Source organism: Runella sp. (genome assembly GCF_965279615.1).
Taxonomy (GTDB): domain Bacteria; phylum Bacteroidota; class Bacteroidia; order Cytophagales; family Spirosomataceae; genus Runella.
In genome coordinates, this window is record NZ_OZ257252.1 from 16,688 (window position 1) to 35,139 (window position 18,452).

The window sequence follows — 18,452 nt, forward strand, 5'->3', positions numbered from 1 at the left end:
TAAATGAGTAGAAAGGATTGGGTTTTAAAGTTAATAGATAAAGTAACGAACCAAATTGGATGAAAAATTACAAAAAAAATAGACAAGTCGTATCAAATTTACTCATTGAAGATTTTGCCGCCGAGGGGAAATGTATTGGAAGACTTGATGGAGCGGTCGTGTTTGTGGAAGGAAATGCGGCTCCCGGCGATGTGGTCGACGTGGAGATTTTAGCTTTTAAGAAAAAGAAATTCTACGAAGCCCGGGTTATTAAAACTCTTTCATTTTCGGACAAACGCGCTGAGCCTTTTTGTGACTATTTTGGCACCTGCGGTGGTTGTAAGTGGCAACATATTGGTTATGACGAACAACTGCACTTTAAATGGAAGCAGGTAAACGATCATTTAGAACGTATCGCCAAAGTGAAACTGCCCATTATTGAGCCGATTTTACCTTCCAAAGGCACTACCTATTACCGAAATAAACTGGAATATACGTTTTCCAATCTCCGCTGGTTTACGCTCGACGAAATCAATTCGGGAACAGAACTGGAACGCAATGCATTGGGATTTCATATCCCTAAACGTTTTGATCGTATTCTGGACATTGACAAATGTTATCTCCAACCCGACCCTTCCAATGAAATTCGTAATCGGCTGAGGGATTTTTGTTTACAAGAAGGGTATCGTTTTTACGATCAGAAGCACAATGTTGGATTTTTAAGAAACCTCATCCTTCGCACCGCCAATACGGGTGATGTGATGGTGATCGTACAGTTTGCAGAGCCGAATCAGGAAGATATTGACACTGTAATGGCCTTTTTGGCCGAAACATTCCCACAGATCACGTCTTTGCAGTATATTATTAATACTAAAGGTAATGATTCATACTACGACCAAACGGCGATTCTCTACGCCGGCAAACCGTACATTGAAGAGCGTATGGAGGATCTGATCTTTCGGGTTGGCCCCAAATCTTTTTACCAAACCAACTCCGATCAGGCCTATGAGTTGTACAAAGTAGCACGTGATTTTGCACAACTGACAGGCAATGAGCATGTATATGACCTATATACCGGAACGGGTACTATCGCCAATTTTGTGGCACGTCAGGCCAAAGCTGTGGTAGGAGTGGAGTACGTAGCGGATGCCATCGAAGATGCCAAAGTGAATTCGGAAATCAACGGCATTCAAAACACGCGCTTTTATGCCGGCGATATGAAAAATGTACTGAATGAAGAATTCGTCCTGCAAAACGGCCACCCGGATGTGGTCATTACTGATCCTCCTCGTGCCGGAATGGATGAGCCGGTGGTGCGTACACTGCTGACGATGGAGCCTACCAAAATCGTATATGTAAGTTGTAATTCGGCTACTCAGGCACGGGATCTGGCGTGGTTGGATGAGAAATATGAAGTAACAAAAGTTCGCCCCGTCGATATGTTTCCGCATACGCACCATGTGGAGAATGTGGTGGTGCTGCAGAAAAAATAATTGCAGCCGCTCGGCTCTGCCAAGTGACGACTATCATGAGGCTTCCGGCCTACTTTTCTATTCAGGCCGGAGGCCTGTTAATAGTCGTCACTCGCGAGACGCGAGCGACTGCGATAAAACAAATCCCCGACAAAAGTCTGTCGGGGATTTGTTTTATTAGGGCAAAAAACAGGAAGTGCAGTGCTAAATTTGTAGCGTTATGATACAAATCAGAAAGGTAGAAACGTAATGGTACAGACCTTATATTTCTTAGGTAGAAATTAAAAAATATTCCACTATGAAAATAAAAATAAGCCTGCTCCTTTCTATTTTATCCTTCCTTACGATAGACATCATCGCTCAAAAGCCTTGGCAAAAAATTACTACTGTTGAGGATGTTTGTGAAAATTATCCCAAGCCAATGCAGCGACTGATGAGTCAGCTCAATTTGGAAACAAAAGGCTTGGAACAAACCCGTGAGGCCTATCAAAAAGGAGATTTGGTGAATGCCTGCAAAGCCCTGCTGGCTTACTATAAGAACAATGGAAAAGCAGCCTTTCTCAGAAAAACACAACCCACTGCAAGTACAAAGACCGTAGCCGATGCCGACACAATTCTCAAGGATGTATTTATTGTTCAAAATGTGAGGGGCAAAGTGATGTATGGGGCAGATGGACACCGGGATTGGTACTACAAAGGCCCCAATAATGACCGTGAATGGGCTTGGCTTTCCAATCGTCACAGTCAGGTTTTGGAAGTGTTCAATGCGTATTTTGAAACGGGAAATCCGAAATATGCCCAATACATAGATGGTTTATTGCGGGACTTTATCATTAAAAGTATGCCCTATCCGGCTGCAAAAGGGAGTGAATCTATATGGAGGGGATTGGAAGTAGCGGCAAGGGCAAAGGCTTGGTCTAAGGTTTTTTATGGCTTAATAAACTGCGAATACCTGTCGCCGGCAACACAACTGCTCCTATTGAGCAGTCTGCCGGATCATGCCCACTACAATCGCAACTTTCACAGCGGGAATAATTGGCTTACCATGGAAATCTCTGCCTTAGCAACGATCGCTACCAATTTTCCCGAATTTAAGATGTCGAATGAATGGTTGGATTACTCCATTGCTACGATGGCCGAGAGCATGAAAGGGCAGGTATATCCGGATGGGGCACAGACAGAGCTTACCTCTCATTATCACAATGTTGCGTTGGCGAACTTTGTACTCTTCAAAGATATATGTGACAGAGCCAACAAGCCCCTTCCTGATTTTTTCAATCAAACCATCGAAAACATGTATCGCTACATTGCCCATGCCATACGGCCGGATGGTTTCAGAATTTTAAATAACGATGGCGACTTGGGAAGTGATAGAGAATTGGTACTCGAAGCTGCCAAAAAAATGAATAAAAACGATTGGGCCTATATCGCCTCTAATGGAACTGTCGGTACAAAACCTACCGACGGCCCATCCTACTTTTATCCTTGGGCGGGCCAACTCATTTCAAGAAGCGGCTATGATGCCAAAGCACATTGGTCATTTTTTGACATCGGCCCTTGGGGTAGCGGGCATCAGCACAATGATAAACTCCATCTTTCTGTTTCGGCGTATGGTCGCGATTTATTGGTAGACGCCGGACGGTTTGCCTATACGGGTGAAACTGCCGAAAAATTCCGCCCTTATGCCAAAGGAAGTGAAGGACACAATCTTTTGTTAATAGATCAACATGGTCAAAAGCCCGGCCCGACACTTGCTACAAGTCCACTTAGTGACAACTATTTCAAACTTCACAAAGACTTCGATTATGCGTCTAATTCCATGAGTGATTTTATTGACGTAGAAGGGAAGGTAGAACATACAAGATCGCTCTTTTATGTAAGAGATGAATTTTGGGTGGTGGTAGATCAAATCAAAACGGACCGACCCAGACAAATTGACGCCCTTTGGCATTGGCATCCGTCTTGCCTTGTCGTCAGGGAGAATTCCACTGTAAAAACTCAAAATCAGTCAGGGAACTTGGCCATTATGCCGGTAAGTTCACAAAAGTTTGACATAACGTTTATCAAAGGACAGGAAAAACCGGCAATTCAGGGATGGTACAGTCCGGAGTATAATTTGTATGAGCCTAATTCCATGAGTAAATACAGCGCCGCTATCAATGGGAATGATACGTTTGTTTGGCTACTGTTGCCCTCTGAAAAAGAAACTCCACCGGTAAAAGCCAAGATTTTAGTCCAAAACGAAGAAAGTGTTAAACTTGAAGTGAAAATGAAAGGAAAAACATGGCAATTGACTATTCCTTACGTTGATAGTCATGCAGCAAATCTCAAATAATTAAAACCTTATAGGTTTAGCTTTAAAACAAATCCCCGACGAAGCCGCCGGGGATTATTGTGTTCATTATCTATCAATCTATTTATCTACTTTTATTAGTTGTATGTTAACCAAGCCGTAGCTTCACAGTCTTTGTCGGCCACAAAACGTACCCAGCGAGCTTGAAATGTGTCAGGAAATACATATTCAAAGGTTTCGCCGGGTTTTACCGTCACTTGTTTGAAATTCATCCAAGGGCCGTGACCGATTGGCTCCGCCTGAACGGTGAATGTGATTGCCTGTTTGGCATTGTGAGAAAGTTGAAGGCTTTTTTTGTCGTAAAAACCAATCAGATAAGGGTCTGAAGGAGTGCCGGCCTTCACTTGACTGTTTTTCCACGGACCACCCTGACCGGTAGGTTTTCCCAATTTCCAAAGATCGTCGATGGTACCGGCCCATACTTTGGCCTTGCCATCAGTTGAAGCAATGATGTGTTCGTTGGCAGCGGTTTGATTATCAAGACCTGTCATGACCAATAAACCACGGTAAGACGCATAATCATGAACACTTAATGAATGAGACGCAACCGGTCTGATTTTGGCAAAACCGTCGGCATTTTCGGCGGGCAATTCGTAGAATGTTCCGTGGGCGTTCAACAAATCGCGTTCGGTGGCTACTTCGCGGCAGATACGTAGGGCGGCATCTTGAGTTTTGGTGGTAAATGCCTGACTTCCTTTGGGAAGTCGCCATCTTCTGCCATTGTCGTCAATGACCAATACAGACGCCTCATCGACTGTCAGGACTTCTTTGGGAATGGCAAATTTTTCGCGGATGAACTGCTCCGTTTTTGTGTCTTCTTTTTTGACCAAATGCATGGCGCTGTCCAATTCATAGTACCCGTTTTCGGAGAATTTTCCGTTGGAGAATTGACCCGCCAAAATGCCTAATGTACGACGGTTGTTGCCTAAGCCATACAAAAGTCCGCCGGAGTAGGTAGAAGTACTGATATTGGTCAAACCGCTGAAAATTTTGTCAGTTCCGGTACGAAAACGAGAGGCATCGGTGTAATTGAAACTTACGGTAGCGGTGGTAGTACGATTGCTTTTTACCCGAATCCATTCCCCCGTTTCAGCGGCGGTAAATGTAACCGCAACGGCCTGACCTGCACCTGCTTCCACTGATCGCAACGGTTTCCAACTTCCTTTGCCGTCGGTGTCTGTTTCAAAGCTGAACGTAACAGGTTGGCTTCCGTCGTTTTGAATCCATGCCATTCGATTTTTCCATCCTGCAAACAGAAACGGCTCAGAAACCGCATTAGCGTCAATTTTTTCAGCCAACCAAACGGAACCTTCTGCGGTGTTGGGACCTAATTCGTCGGGCATGTTAATGGATGTGAACCAGAGATTGGAGTTGGATTGTCCCGGGCCTTCGATGTTTCCTTTGGTTTTACGTTTGTTCAAAAATTCTTTCTGTGCCGAATCGTCACAGCCAAATACCAAGCCGTTTTGCCAACGGGTATAGTCGCCGATCACTTTTAAGTATGCCGAGCGCGGACGAATGCCGGCGGTATTTTTGGAGGTAAACGTTTGAGGAAAACGCCAGAACATGCCGTGCATGGTCATCAGATAATCAGGTTGGTTGGTTGTGCCGATGTCGCGGATGCGTGGCCATTCGGTGTTCCAGCCGTGGGCACCGTCGTAGCTGTGACTGGCTTTGGGCAATCTGAAAAACGACCATTTGCTGCCATCACGAACACCTAACAATACTGATTTATGATCCCAACCGGTAGCCCAAATCGGGTCGGTGGCGGGGTTGGCGTTGCCGTAAATTCCGCCGGGACCCGTTACTTCCACAAACTGATTCCGCCGAACTACCTTCCAGTCTTTGCCGTTCCATTCGGCCAAAACCCCCGATTCAATGTCAAATTGTTTCAGCGCCTGTGGGCCGGATTCGCCGTTGTTGGAATACACCATGACGCCTTGTCCGGAATAAACACCCTTGCCGTGTGCTCCGGGAAGCAGTAACCCATTGTGGTTGTTGGAAGTGTCCTCTCCTTTCTTTTCTTTAACATTGCCGTCTTGATACAGCAGCTTTGTTTTCAGGCTGTTAACATCCAACTCGTAGAATCCTTCTTCCATGGTAGCAATGAGCAATTGCTGCTTCGGATTGGTCAGGTCTCGTGCCAGTCCCGTGTACCGACCGGGAGCAGCCGTGTAGGGGATCGTTCGCACTTGACGCTGTGCATTGATGGCGTATGGGCCGATAAACAATTGATTGCTCTCCTTATGAATCATGCGGTTAGCGGGCGTACCGCCCGTGCTTTCGGGTCTGATCGTTTCGTGCAGATCATTCGTGATTTCATAAAGCTTATCAGACGAACCGAAGGGTAAGTGCGGCCCGTACGTAATCACCCAGAGGCGATCTGCCCAAGGGACTACGGCGCCGGTGCCGCATTCGCCTTCGTTATTGTAATACGCAAGGTGGGGATATATGCCACTGAATTGGGGATAGGAAGACTTTGGCTGCGCTTGAGCCGTGCCGCAGGCCAAGGCAATACCTGCCGCCATTCCTACCGTGAGAATTTTAAGGTTTGATTTGATCATGTTATGTTATAATTCATGAATGAATGATGATGGTTTTTTAAAACTGAAAAACTGCAAAATGTAAAACCGAGAAATGCCAAAGTGATAATGTTGCAAATAGTTTTGTGTTCTTTCTGATATTTCCTTTTACATTCAACATTTTGCGGTTTTTCGGTTCTAGGACAATTCGCTGCCAAGGAATTACTTAAAAGTAAAATACGCCGTTCCGACACAGTCTTTGTCGGCCACCAATCGCACCCATTTGGGATTAAATGATTCGGGTAAATCAATGTTTTTACTCTCTTTTGGGTTGACTGTTATGGTTTGAAATTTTCGATAATTCCCGTCTCCGACAATATCTGCTTCCAAATCGAATTTGACCACAATAGGGCTGTTGTGCCATAGATTCAACGATTTGTTGTTGAAATTAAAGGTAAAAAAAGGATCGGAGGCTTTCCCTTTTTTGATCTCGGCATCGAGCCATACGCCGCCTTCTCCCTGCAATTTGCCAAAGTTCCACAAGTCGTCGGTTTTGCCGAACCACAATCCTGCCTGAGGCTGTCCGGCCAAAGGATTGTTGTCTATGCCCGCGCTGTTAAAACGCATGGGAGTGGCTTGGTTGCCGCCCAAAACAAGCATGCCGCGCCAACTGCAAAAATCGGGTATGATGCGGAGGTGCGAGGCAATGGGTTTGAGTGCCCAAAGCTGATTGCCGTAGGTGTGGAAACCAACTTCATAAAACAGGCCGTGGCAGTCCATCAGCGCCCTTTCCGTTTCGATCTCCCGAATGCGCATCCATTCTGTACAACTGGTTTCGTCAAACGTACGACTTCCTTTAGGCAGGCGATAGCGCTTCCATTCTTTCGTTGAAGGAAAATAGATATTCATCAATACTGAAGCTTTATCCCAACCGGTCGCGATCATGGGCTGGCCGAAAGAGCCGGAACTCCAAACTTCAGTAAAGGCAGTTTTTTCGAGGATTTTCCAAGTTGTACCGTCCCATTCGGCAAGGCGACCCGCCGACCATTCACCGCTGTAGTCTTTTTCATTATAACTGTTATTGGTAATGACTACGCGTCCGTGCTTTGTAAAACCTGATTTGAAGTGAGGTTTAGAACCTTCCGGTTCGTTCAATTCCTTCATGAGATTGAAAAGCTGTTTTGTTTCCAAGGTAGTGACGTCTACTTCAAAGAACTCGCCTTCCATGGATAAAAAGTAGACTTTTTTGGTCGGCTCTGTCAAGTGAGCCATCGTTGCGGCCAAACGAAACTTTTTGACTCCCTCAATGACCCGGACATTTCCAAGGGTATCAATGACGTAAGGACCAATGATCAACTGATTGGTCGATCCGTGAATAAAACGATTGGCGTATGTCCCCACAATACTTTCGGGGCGTCGCTTCAATTCCATCTTTTCATTGATCTCATAGAGCCCTGTTCCTGAACCTGTTGAGGACATGTGAGCAACGTACGTAATTACCCACAGGCGATTAGCCCACGGCATAAGGCCGCCTGTTCCGGCTTCGGTGCGCGGGCTGTGGTTGGCCACCATCGCTAAGCTTGGAAAGACGCCGCTTATTGAAGGAGGACTTTGTCCGTAGGATTGCATGGCAAAAAAGCAGCCTGCAACAAAATATATGAAAAAATTTTGCCTCATTTTTTTGAATCGAATGTGAAGAAAATACATGGGATGCGAGCCCGCCGGTGATTTTGAGCGAGCTCGCTGTAAGGGGTTAGTATCCCGGATTTTGGGTGATGTTGGGGTTGATCTGTATTTCCGCCGTTGGAATAGGCCATAGATATTGGCGGTCATTCCACGCCGTCGGTACCAGATTTTTGATCAAACCTGTGGCTTCCATTGCTTTAAAATCAGGCGTTCCGTCTTCGTCGATGGTGGGAATGCCGGGGAAGAACCAAAGATTTTTATCAACCACTTTTGCTTTCAGATCGGTGGGGTCGAGCATGCCGTAAATGGGTCTGTTCAAGACTTTGCCGGCTATTTTCCAACGAACAATATCCATGTACCGAAGTCCTTCTGAGGCAAACTCCATGCGGCGTTCAATTCTGATCAATTTGCGTAACTCCGCCTGATTCTTCGTTGTTACGGAAGGGTAGGAGGTAGTAGCGGTCACGGCAACTTTGTAAGCTCTTGCTCTTACTGCATTGATGGCATCCAATACTGTTTGGTCAATTTCATTCAGCTCCGTTTTTGCTTCCGCGTATATCAACAACACATCAGCGTAGCGAATAATGATCTGGTCCGGCTCAATGGTTTTTCCGTTCAATAACCATGTATCATCAATTCCCTTTTTCCATAATAAACCATTGAACGAAGCAAATTGCGCATTTACGCGATTATCGTTATTGGTTACTTTGGTATTGGTACTGAGGCGGGTTACGGTCAAAGCTGTTGGGTTGGGGTCATAAATAAAACCCAAAAAAGGAATGCCGAATTCTACAATGGTAGCCGTACAGCGGGGATCTCTGTTTTTGAAAGGATTGCGCGGATCGTAAAGCGGTGATTTGTCAATGGTCTGGCCATCGGTACACAGATACGAGCAAAACAGATCCCACGTTGGGTTTGCGGCACCGAAACCGCCTGCATTTCTGGTGATTCGGTCAGACACCATACCTGTTCCAACGATTACTTTTAAGGCAATGGAGCGAGGCAGTCCGAAAACCGTTTCGGGAGAATTTTTGGTGGTTTGGAGAAACAGGTTGGCATAGTCTGAGTGGAGCGTAAAGGCTTTCAGGTCGATGCAGGCTTTTGCGGCCTCGGCGGCTGTTTTGAAATCACTCATGTAAAGTGCCAACCGCGCTTTCAGCGCATAAGCGGCACCTTTGGTCACACGTTTTACGACAGAAGTTGCGTAAGTAGTTGGCAATGACTTGGCTGCGGCGTCAAAATCTTCGTAGGCTTTAGCCAAAACTATTTTTTTATCTGTTCTGCCTTTGGTATATGCTTCTTCGATGGAAACGACACCGTCTGTATAGACCACATCGCCGAAGTGCGTAATGAGGCGTGCGTATTGAGCCGCGCGGTGAAAACGGGCTTCGGCCAAATAAAGCTCAATTTTAGCCGCTAACACTTTGGCTTTGGTTTGGTCGCTGTTCAACGCCGCGATGATCTTATTGGCGCGGGCGATGGTTTTGTACGAATTTTGCCAAAGAGAGGTAGAAGTAGCCCATTGACTGGTAGTCGTACCCGCTTTGATGGGCGTAAGTGCTTGTCGGTAAAAGCCGTCATCGGAAAGGTAGTTGGCGTCAAGGTCTTCATCCTGCGTCCAAAAATCAGGCCGATAAAGATCATTTAACGCCAATTGAATTTCAGTTTCGTTCGAATACCACGTCTCGGCCGAAGGCTGCGCCAACGGGTAAAGATCCAATGAGTTTTGGCAGGAACCGAAAAGCAATAAACTCGCTGCTAAGTAAAATATCTTTTTCATTTTTAGTCAAAATTTAAAATTCAGAACCCCTTAAAAACTCACCGAAACGCCCCCTAAGACGGTAGATACGATACCGATACCTTCGGGGTCCCAGCCTTTCGGATATTTGTTAATGCTCCAGATGTCGGATGCACTGGCGTAGATACGAAGGTTGCTCGCCATGATCTTGCGGGAAATTTTGTTGGGAACAGTATATCCGATTGTAACATTTTTCAGACGGAAGTAGCCACCGTTGAACAACCAAAAGTCAGATAAAGAGCGATTCAGCCCTTTGTTGGTTTCGGTGTAACGAGGGTATTTCGCCGCCAGATTTTGCTCAGGGGTATTATACATACTCCAAGTCACTCCATCTACGAAATTGGGAAAACGTCCGAAGTTACCGTCATTATAATTGGTATAAGACAATAAAGAAGTATTTTGAAGGCCAATCCCCTGAAAGGTAATGCCTAAATCAAAGCCTTTGTAAGCGGCTTTAATATTGCCGCCGTACATCCATTGAGGCAACGAACTGCCCAATAATACTCGGTCGTATTCGGGCGATATCTTGCCGTCGGGTACGCCGTTGGGGCCGCTGATGTCTTTGTATTTCATGTCACCTATTTTTACGTTACTGCTCAACTTTGGAGAATTATTGACATCTTCCTGCGTCTGATAAATTCCGTCGGCCTGATAGCCGTACCACTCATTGAAGGAACTGCCTTTTCTTTTGATCTGGTCACCCAAAAATTCAGTGCCGCCCAAGTCGCCCATAACTGATTTGAATTGCGACAGGTTGGCGGAAACAGAATACCGTAAATCGCCGATTTTATCGCTCCAAGACAGATCCAGATCAACACCTTTGGTGGTCATTACACCCGTATTTTGATTAGGATTTTCGAAGCCGACGAAAATAGGGATTTGCAACGCAAGCAGCATGTCCTTGGTTTGCTTGTAATACACATCTCCCGTAAACTTCAAACGGTCGTTGAGGAAATAGGCATCCACACCAAGGTCAGTGGATTCGGTTTTTTCCCACGAAATATTTTGGATGGCATACTGAACCTGCGCGGCTGTTTGCTGGGAAATAGCTGCATTGTTTTGATAAAACAGCGCATTACTGAAATTCATGATTCCGACCGAAGGATAGTTGCTCCCGATGCGTTCGTTACCCAAAGCACCCCAGGAAGCTCGCAGTTTGAGGAAAGAAACGACATTCTGTGTTTTCATGAATCCTTCTTCGCTCAGTACCCAGCCCGCTGATATAGACGGGAAAACGCCCCAACGATAAGCGGAATTGAACCGCGAAGAACCATCGCGGCGGACATTAGCCTGAATCAGGTATTTATCTTTGAAACTGTACGTAGCGCGTGCAAACACAGAACGATACGCGGTCTCGTAAGCCGAGCCGTTGTTGTCGCGTAAGGTGATGGGGCCTTGGTCAAGGTACGGATAACCGTCAAATAAAAATTGGTCGCGCGAGGCACCTACAGATTCGTTCTTGTAATAATAATTTTCATAGCCGACCAAGCCTGTCACATCATGATTGCCGAATGTCTTGGCATAATTAGCCAACAACTGAGTGGTCAGGCTATAATCTGTAACGCGGGTTTCTTCTAATTTGGTGGTGTTGTTTCCCCCGTTGGAAGTCAGCGTAACAATAAACTGGGTCGGGTCTGTGGCCGAGTAGGCATCTACCTGTTTATTAAATCGTTTGGTACTGTTGAAATTAAAGATAGGAGCCAGTATCCCCGATAATTTCAATCCGTCGATGGGCTTAATATCCAGCGCAACCCTACCGCCTAATTGGTTGTATTCATTTTTAGTGGTGCCGCCATATTTCAAACGACCGTACACATTGTCTCCCGCTTTGCCGTCGGCTACGCGTCCGTCTTGCCAAAGGGCCGGGTAAACAGGGGCCGCATTACGAATGATGTCCAATGGTCCGGAGACGTTGGGCGCAAGATCAATGGTCCGTTTAAAGTTAAAATCAAAGGTTCCGCCGATAAACTTATTGATGGTAAAATCGTTGTTCGTGCGGGCAAAAATACGTTTGTAATCTCTGTTGTCGTAAAACCCACCCACTTTTTCGTAACGAATAGAAGCGTTGGACTTGACGAATTTTGACCCGCCGATGATGCTGACAGTATGCGCTTCGCGCGGTGCTGATTTGCGGAGGGTCAGTGCCATCCAGTCGGTATCGGGGTACAGATCCGGATTGGAGGTATTCTTGCCGGCATAGCCGTCGATCAGGTCTTTGGTGTAGGTAGGATATTGGTTGGCACCGTTGCCGGCATCGTTCCACCGCAATTCATTTTGGAGCTGCATGTACCGAACCGCTCCCATGTTGTCGGGAAGTTGGGTCGGAGTATCAAAGCCGTTTTCGTAGCTGTATTGTACCTGCGCCTGATCGGTTTTGGCGCGTTTGGTCGTGATCAAAATGACACCTGCGGCAGCCCGTGACCCGTAAATGGATGCCGATGCCGCATCTTTTAAAACTGTAATATTGTCAATGTCGGAAGGGTTGACTTGGTTTACATCGCTTACCGGCACCCCGTCAACAATGACCAGAGGATCGGAAGTGCCAATGGTGGTAATGCCTCGTATGCGGATTGAGGCAGCCCCGCCCATGGCGCCGTTGGCACCGCTGCGGGTAACCATTACGCCGGAGATAGCACCCTGCAATGCCTGTGATACCTGCGTCTCTTTGCGCTCTTTGAAGAGATCACCACTAATGGAAGAAATAGCGCCTGTAAGGTCTTTTTTCTTTTGTGTTCCGTATCCCACAACGACTACTTCTTCCAACGCTTTGGTATCCAATTTTAAGGAAATATTCAAACTGCTTTGGTTGCCCACGCTTACTTCCTGAGTCAGGTAACCTACAAAAGAAAACACCAAAACATCATTAGAACCGGTCAGATTGAGGCGATAATTTCCGCTTGCATCGGTGACGGTACCGCGTTGGCTGCCTTTGATCAAAACGCTTACGCCGGGCAATTCCGCGCCTTTTTCATCGGTTACGGTTCCGGTGACCGTTTGGTCATTTGGGTCGAAACTGCGTGCTTCAAGCTTTTCTACGTTTGGGAGTACATTGCGCTCCGGTCTGCTTTTCTTGAGTAAAATCCGGTTTTCAATGACCTCATACCCCACCGAAATAGGTTTCAGTATCTCGTCCAAAACCGCCGAAAGTTTGCGATTGTTGGCACTTAATGTCACGCGTTGGTCGGATTTGATCTTGGTACTGTATACAAATTTTACCTCGGCCTGTTTTTCGATCTGACTTAGAATTGTCCTCAATTCCAGCCCCTCGCCTGTTACCGATATGGTACGATTGAGCACCTCCTGCGCCTGCGCGTCATGCGCCCAAGCCATGCTGCCAAACAAGGCAACCAAGAGCAATTGAGATAGTGTAATTTTCATGAGCTTCCACAAAATTTTGGGAATCGGTACCGGTTTTTTCATAGATTTACTTGTTTTTTAATTGGGAAAAGTTGAAAAACACTGCCCTCCCACAGATTGGCGTTTGTAGAGGGCGTTACAAATGGGCCGGAAATGTTCGCAGCATTTTCGGCTTTTTTCTTCATTAACAACCGTCGCCGTAAATAAAAACCACCGTACCTCTTTTTTCAAAAGTGGCATCAATGGATTTACAGATCAGTTCCAGTTGGGTAAACATTGAAAGACCGTTCAGGTCAGCCGTGATATGGCACCCCTTGGCGTTGGGATTGACGATCACGAATTCAATTCCGTAGAGCTGTGAAAGCGAGGCCAATACCTGTTTCAATGACGTTTCTTTGAAGACCAATTGTGGCGGAGCGGCCGCAACGGCTGCGATGGGCACGGGCCTTTCGACGATGCCGGGGACGATATTTTTAGAAACAACATCATACATAACCCGTTGATTGGGCGTCAAAATAATGCCGTTGCGTTCCGCCGGCCTGTTGGGCTTTTCGGTGTAGACGGACACTTTTCCGGTGGTGACGGCCACTTCAATGGTGTTGGCTTTTTCGTGATGTTTGATCCGAAAACTGGTGCCCAGTACTTCCGTTGTCAATTCGCCGGAATGTACCACAAAGGGTTTCATAACATTTCTTTTTACGTTAAAAAAGGCTTCTCCTTTCAGGTACACTTCGCGTTTGGCTTGGTTAAAGGTTTTGTCGTATACGATGCTGCTGTTCTGTTTGAGCAGTATCACTGTACCGTCTTCGAGTTTGACTTTCTGCTCTAATTTGGTGGTATTTTTGACTTCGATACCTACCTGTTCCTGTGCAACGACGGGTACTGCCGGCGGCAACTCAGACTTGGTATTTTTAAACCACACAAAACCCAGCAACAGACTTGCGGCGATGCCTGTTATCCAGGTCATGCGATTGATGAATACGTTTGATACGGGCCGAACCTGTGCATAAATCCGGCGCCATAGGCGTTTTTCAGTTTCGTATTTTTGAGCGGGCGACAGCTTGGTCGTATATTGATTCGGTTGGGCCGAGAGCCAAGCCTCCAACAGCTTATCTTCTTCGGCGGTTGTCTTGCCTTCCAGGTAGCGTTTTGACAAATCATTAAATTCCTGTTGAGTCATCTTGCGGTGTGTTTATAGCTGCTAGTTGTCTGATTGATATGGTTTTAGATTCTCTCTCAAGAACTTCAACGATTTGGTGATATGGTATTCGACGGCTTTTTCGCTGAGGTTAAGACCGTGGGCGATTTCCCGAACCGACTGATTTTCGAACCGACTGCGTTTGAAAACCTCGGCACTTTTTTCGGGCAAACGACTCAGTACTTTCTCGACGGCCTCCGATAATTCCGCAAAATCCACGATCTCGTCGGTAGCATAATGCTGATGTATCTCCTGAAAAATGAGGTATTCCTGGTATTTTCGATAACTGATCCGGGACTTGATGTAATCATAAACCTGATTTTTGATAGCAATGGTCAAATACAGATCCAAGCGCTTGATCACAACCTCCGCCCGGCGCGTCCAAATGGTTAAAAATACTTCCTGCACCAGTTCTTCCGCCTCTTCCCGAACGCCCGTTTGGTGATATGCAATTCCGAAAAGCTTATACCAATAGCGGCGGTATATTTCTTCAAAGGCCGAAATCCGGCCTTCCTGAAGAAATTCCACCAAACGCCCGTCGTCAAGCTGCTTCATATTCATAACTTTTAGCCTATTTACCTGTACAGTAGAACAACTCGCCCTAATCCCTAAATAATTTTAAAAAATAATTAAATAATCTTGTTTTGACGCAAAAAACGCTGTTTTACACCGAAATAAGTACTTTTTTGGAAAACAAAAAGGCCAACATTTTATTCAAAATGTTGGCCTTTGGGAAAACCTATAAGGTTTAGTATAATATAATCTATTGAAACACCCGCACATAATCGACCTGCATAGCAGCAGGAAAAACGCTTTCGTCGATGCCCTTGGCGCCGCCCCAATTGCCGCCCACCGCTAAATTGAGCAGCAAATACTCAGGCTTATCAAACGGCCACTCATTAACGGTTTTGTGCTCGTTGGGAATACTTAAATAGACGTTGCCATCCAGCAGAAAATCCATTTTCTCCGGCGTCCAATCCACGGCGTAGACGTGAAACTCGGTGTATGGGTTTTTAATAAAGATCTTTTTCGATTTCTGCGTGCCTTTTACGTGATTGTAAGATTGTGTATGAATGGTTCCAACGAGCGTGTCGGGATCATAGCCAACGTGTTCCATGATGTCGATCTCGCCGCTTTTGGGCCAGCCGGCGGTTCCTATGTTGCTGCCTAACATCCAGATGGCGGGCCACGTACCTCGCCCTTTGGGCAGTTTTGCCCGTACTTCGATGCGTCCGTAGGTCCATTCGGCTTTGCCTTTGGTTAAGAGTCGGGCGGAGGTATAGTCTCGATTTTCAAATTTGTTTTTACGCGCTGTAATGGAGAGGACACCGTTTTTAACAAGCGCATTGGATGTATCGGCGTTGGTGTAATATTCCAATTCATTGTTTCCCCAACCTTTTCCGCCTACTTCGTAGCCCCATTTATTGCTGTCGGGCAGACCGACGTAGTTGAATTCATCGCTCCACACCAACTTACGTTTTTCTTTGGCAAACCTCGCATCGCGAATAAGGGCTTTTTCGGGTTCGTCAGTCGTGATAAAATCAATGTTTCGAACAAAAAAGTAATCCATTATCAGCGTGTCGTTTACCGTCCAGGCGTTGGTCACGAGGTCCAGTTTTTTGGCGTTGGCAATCCATTGTTCGTCTTTTTGCAAAACGCTGAAATGATAATCCAACCCGCCGATGTTGTCGGTTTGGAGCTGTTCGGCAGAACTGTTTCCGTTGAGGTATTGCAGCTTTGCGTTTTTGTCCAACTCCCGTACTTTTTTCAAAATATCGTAATCAAAACTGATATACACCACCCATTTTTGCGCCTTCATTTTGCTGACCGTTTGCACTACTTTTTCGGCTAAAAGCAAAGCCCGTTCTTTGCCTGCCGGTGAAGGTTTGATCTCAGTCACCAGCCGTGTTTTGGTTTGCTTCATTCCTTCTTTCAAATACTCTTCAAACGTAGGCAGTTGCTCGCCGTTTTTTAACGGTTTTTTGATAAGGTCAGCATAGTCGGTTTTTTCAATGTCCATGCCTTCATAGTGTGGGTCGTGATTGATGACGAGCACTTCGTCTTTGGTCATGCGCACATCAAATTCGGAGCCGGTACAACCCAATTTTACTGCATTTTGCAGCGAGGCAATGGAGTTTTGGGGTGCACCTGTATTTTTCCAAGCGCCGCGGTGCGCTACGATCTTATTTTGATGAAAAGATTGTGCATAAGCAGCCTGAAAGCAGGAAATTGCCCAGATAAAGACTAAAAAAGAAGAGACTTGCTTGTTCATTTCGTGGTTTATTGGTTCAATAATCGTTTGAATACGTGAGTGATTTGGCCGCTGATGCTATCCAATGGTTGATTTGTCGCTTTCGGTATTCGATCAATAAGTCATTATTAAAAGCAATTTTTTCTCTTTTCTTCTCATTGTTTTATGATTATGAAATTGTGAAGGTGCATCAGCAGGGTAGACCGAAGTCTAAATAAATACAAAAAATAGGCCTTTGAGCCTATTTCCGTACTTAATAAAGTAATGTATCCATTCGCAACAGTTACTCTTTCTTAAACTCTTTAGTATCAACTCCTTGCCGTAGAATTACTTTTTTATCGACAGGGCTAAATTCAAAGACCGCATTAGAAGGAGCATAGGCAAAGGTGTATTTTCCCAACGCCTGCAATTCCACTGCTTCCTGACCCGTAGGCTGAACAATAAGCACCTTTTCTTTCTTGGAAAAACTGAGCTTGAACGGTAATTCATTATTGCTGTAAGTTCCCAAATAAGGTTCCAGATCAAGGTTTCCAATCTCCTTGGCTACGCTGATAATATTCGTCACCTTGTCTGTTTCGGTAATGCCCTCCGTACTTTCCAACCTTGCCATGATGCCCCAGCCGTAAAAATCATTTGCTACGCCGATCAGCAGGTCGTTTTCTCCCGGTTTTAGGGTAAGTTTGGCGGTTGTATTTTGAATGGAGATCCTTCCGTCGGGGTATTTTCGCATATTTTGCAGAAAAAGATTTTTGTCAGCCAGCACCGGTTGGTTGTTAAGAAATACCCATACTTCATCACTGAAACCCAATTGAAGGTTGGTTTTTGCGGCTTCTTTGGCCATAATTTTCGTTTTTAGCCAAACGACTCTTCGGCTCGGACTTCCGCCAAATTTACGGGTCAGATTTATCAACCCTCTTCGCTCAGCCATGATGCTATCAGTAAACAACTCGAGTTTAGGGAGATTGCCGGCCCACAGTTCACTGCCGGCAGGTAAATTTTGAGGAGCAGTTAACGCCCATTTTCGGAGATAATAAGCGTCGTGATCCGTGAGATCCGGTAACTCCATTGGACTAAGCCCTTCGACCTCATTGGGTTTCAGTTGCACATTGGCGATGTGAGCCGCTCCTTCAAAAGCAATACTCCCTTCCGATGCATTGCCTTCCAGTTTGGGAATGTCTAAAACGGGTTGAGGTGAGCCATTGAGAAAGACCCGGAGGCGTTTACCCGAAATAATTAACTTCATGTGATTCCATTCGCCGGCTTTCACAAGTGCCGGAGCCTGGTACTCCGAGTACATGTCCCACATATTGACCGCATCAAAATAGGGACAATATTGGATGCCTTCATTGGCCAATTTATTGCCGCTTCTTGCCAATCTCAGATACACGATCTCCTGCTCTTTTGGGTCTTTTTGGTGAAAATAGATCGACTGAGCAAATTCCGTAAGTACGGGCTCAACATCAAACTCAATCGTGCCGTCTTTAAAAACAACGTCTTTCAGCACTACCTGTCCTGAATTTTGGGCCAATTTCATGGCCTTTTTTCCCTTGTATTCGACAAATTCTACTTTCCCCTCCTTGAAAGCCCATTGCTCAGGCGTAAGCGGAACGGCATAGTCAGGCCGTTTTTGAGGAGTAGATTCTACCTTGTTTTTATTTTTTTGGGCAATGCTTTGAATGGTAAGTAAAATAAGAATAACTTGAATTAGCTTTTTCATATGACTTTCGGCTGTTTGGTTTTGGGCAAAGATGCACTTTGGAAAGATTTTTGAAGGGTTCAAATTCGGATCAAGTTAGGTTCAAGTTCATTTCATCCTTTATACCCCTTAATTTTGTT

Annotated in this window: 10 protein-coding genes; 2 read left to right on the plus strand and 8 right to left on the minus strand. The window is 45.7% G+C overall.

From position 1 onward, the window contains the following. Positions 1-59: 59 nt before the first annotated feature. Together rlmD and ACQY73_RS00075 are read left to right on the plus strand one after the other, a co-directional pair. Positions 60-1,472 carry a 23S rRNA (uracil(1939)-C(5))-methyltransferase RlmD gene (rlmD, locus tag ACQY73_RS00070; protein ID WP_428659705.1) on the plus strand — a complete coding sequence of 471 codons (1,413 nt, stop codon included), beginning with the start codon at positions 60-62 and terminating at the stop codon, positions 1,470-1,472. A gap of 277 nt (positions 1,473-1,749) precedes the next feature. After that, complete coding sequence (locus ACQY73_RS00075) at positions 1,750-3,786, plus strand: alginate lyase family protein (protein WP_428659708.1); 2,037 nt, start codon at positions 1,750-1,752, stop codon at positions 3,784-3,786. 95 nt (positions 3,787-3,881) lie between these two features. Here ACQY73_RS00075 and ACQY73_RS00080 read toward each other — a convergent pair whose 3' ends face one another. The 8 genes from ACQY73_RS00080 to ACQY73_RS00115 all read right to left on the minus strand — a co-directional run bounded on the left by ACQY73_RS00080 (position 3,882) and on the right by ACQY73_RS00115 (position 18,333). Then, entirely contained in the window at positions 3,882-6,368 is a 2,487-nt protein-coding gene (locus ACQY73_RS00080; protein WP_428659711.1) for a hypothetical protein, read from the minus strand. 180 nt (positions 6,369-6,548) lie between these two features. Beyond that, entirely contained in the window at positions 6,549-7,955 is a 1,407-nt protein-coding gene (locus ACQY73_RS00085) for a hypothetical protein (protein ID WP_428659714.1), read from the minus strand. A 124-nt stretch (positions 7,956-8,079) separates the two neighbouring features. Beyond that, a complete protein-coding gene (locus ACQY73_RS00090) occupies positions 8,080-9,792 on the minus strand; it encodes a RagB/SusD family nutrient uptake outer membrane protein (protein ID WP_428659716.1) in 1,713 nt (570 codons plus the stop codon). 30 nt (positions 9,793-9,822) lie between these two features. After that, positions 9,823-13,230: a SusC/RagA family TonB-linked outer membrane protein gene (locus tag ACQY73_RS00095; RefSeq protein ID WP_428659719.1), complete on the minus strand. Its 3,408-nt coding sequence runs from the start codon at positions 13,228-13,230 to the stop codon at positions 9,823-9,825. 121 nt (positions 13,231-13,351) lie between these two features. Continuing rightward, positions 13,352-14,347: a FecR family protein gene (locus ACQY73_RS00100; RefSeq protein ID WP_428659721.1), complete on the minus strand. Its 996-nt coding sequence runs from the start codon at positions 14,345-14,347 to the stop codon at positions 13,352-13,354. 21 nt (positions 14,348-14,368) lie between these two features. Further along, entirely contained in the window at positions 14,369-14,920 is a 552-nt protein-coding gene (locus ACQY73_RS00105; protein WP_428659723.1) for an RNA polymerase sigma factor, read from the minus strand. Between the two features lie 208 nt (positions 14,921-15,128). Beyond that, entirely contained in the window at positions 15,129-16,637 is a 1,509-nt protein-coding gene (locus ACQY73_RS00110) for a family 16 glycosylhydrolase (protein WP_428659726.1), read from the minus strand. A gap of 262 nt (positions 16,638-16,899) precedes the next feature. After that, a complete protein-coding gene (locus ACQY73_RS00115) occupies positions 16,900-18,333 on the minus strand; it encodes a family 16 glycoside hydrolase (protein WP_428659729.1) in 1,434 nt (477 codons plus the stop codon). Between the last annotated feature and the right edge of the window lie 119 nt (positions 18,334-18,452).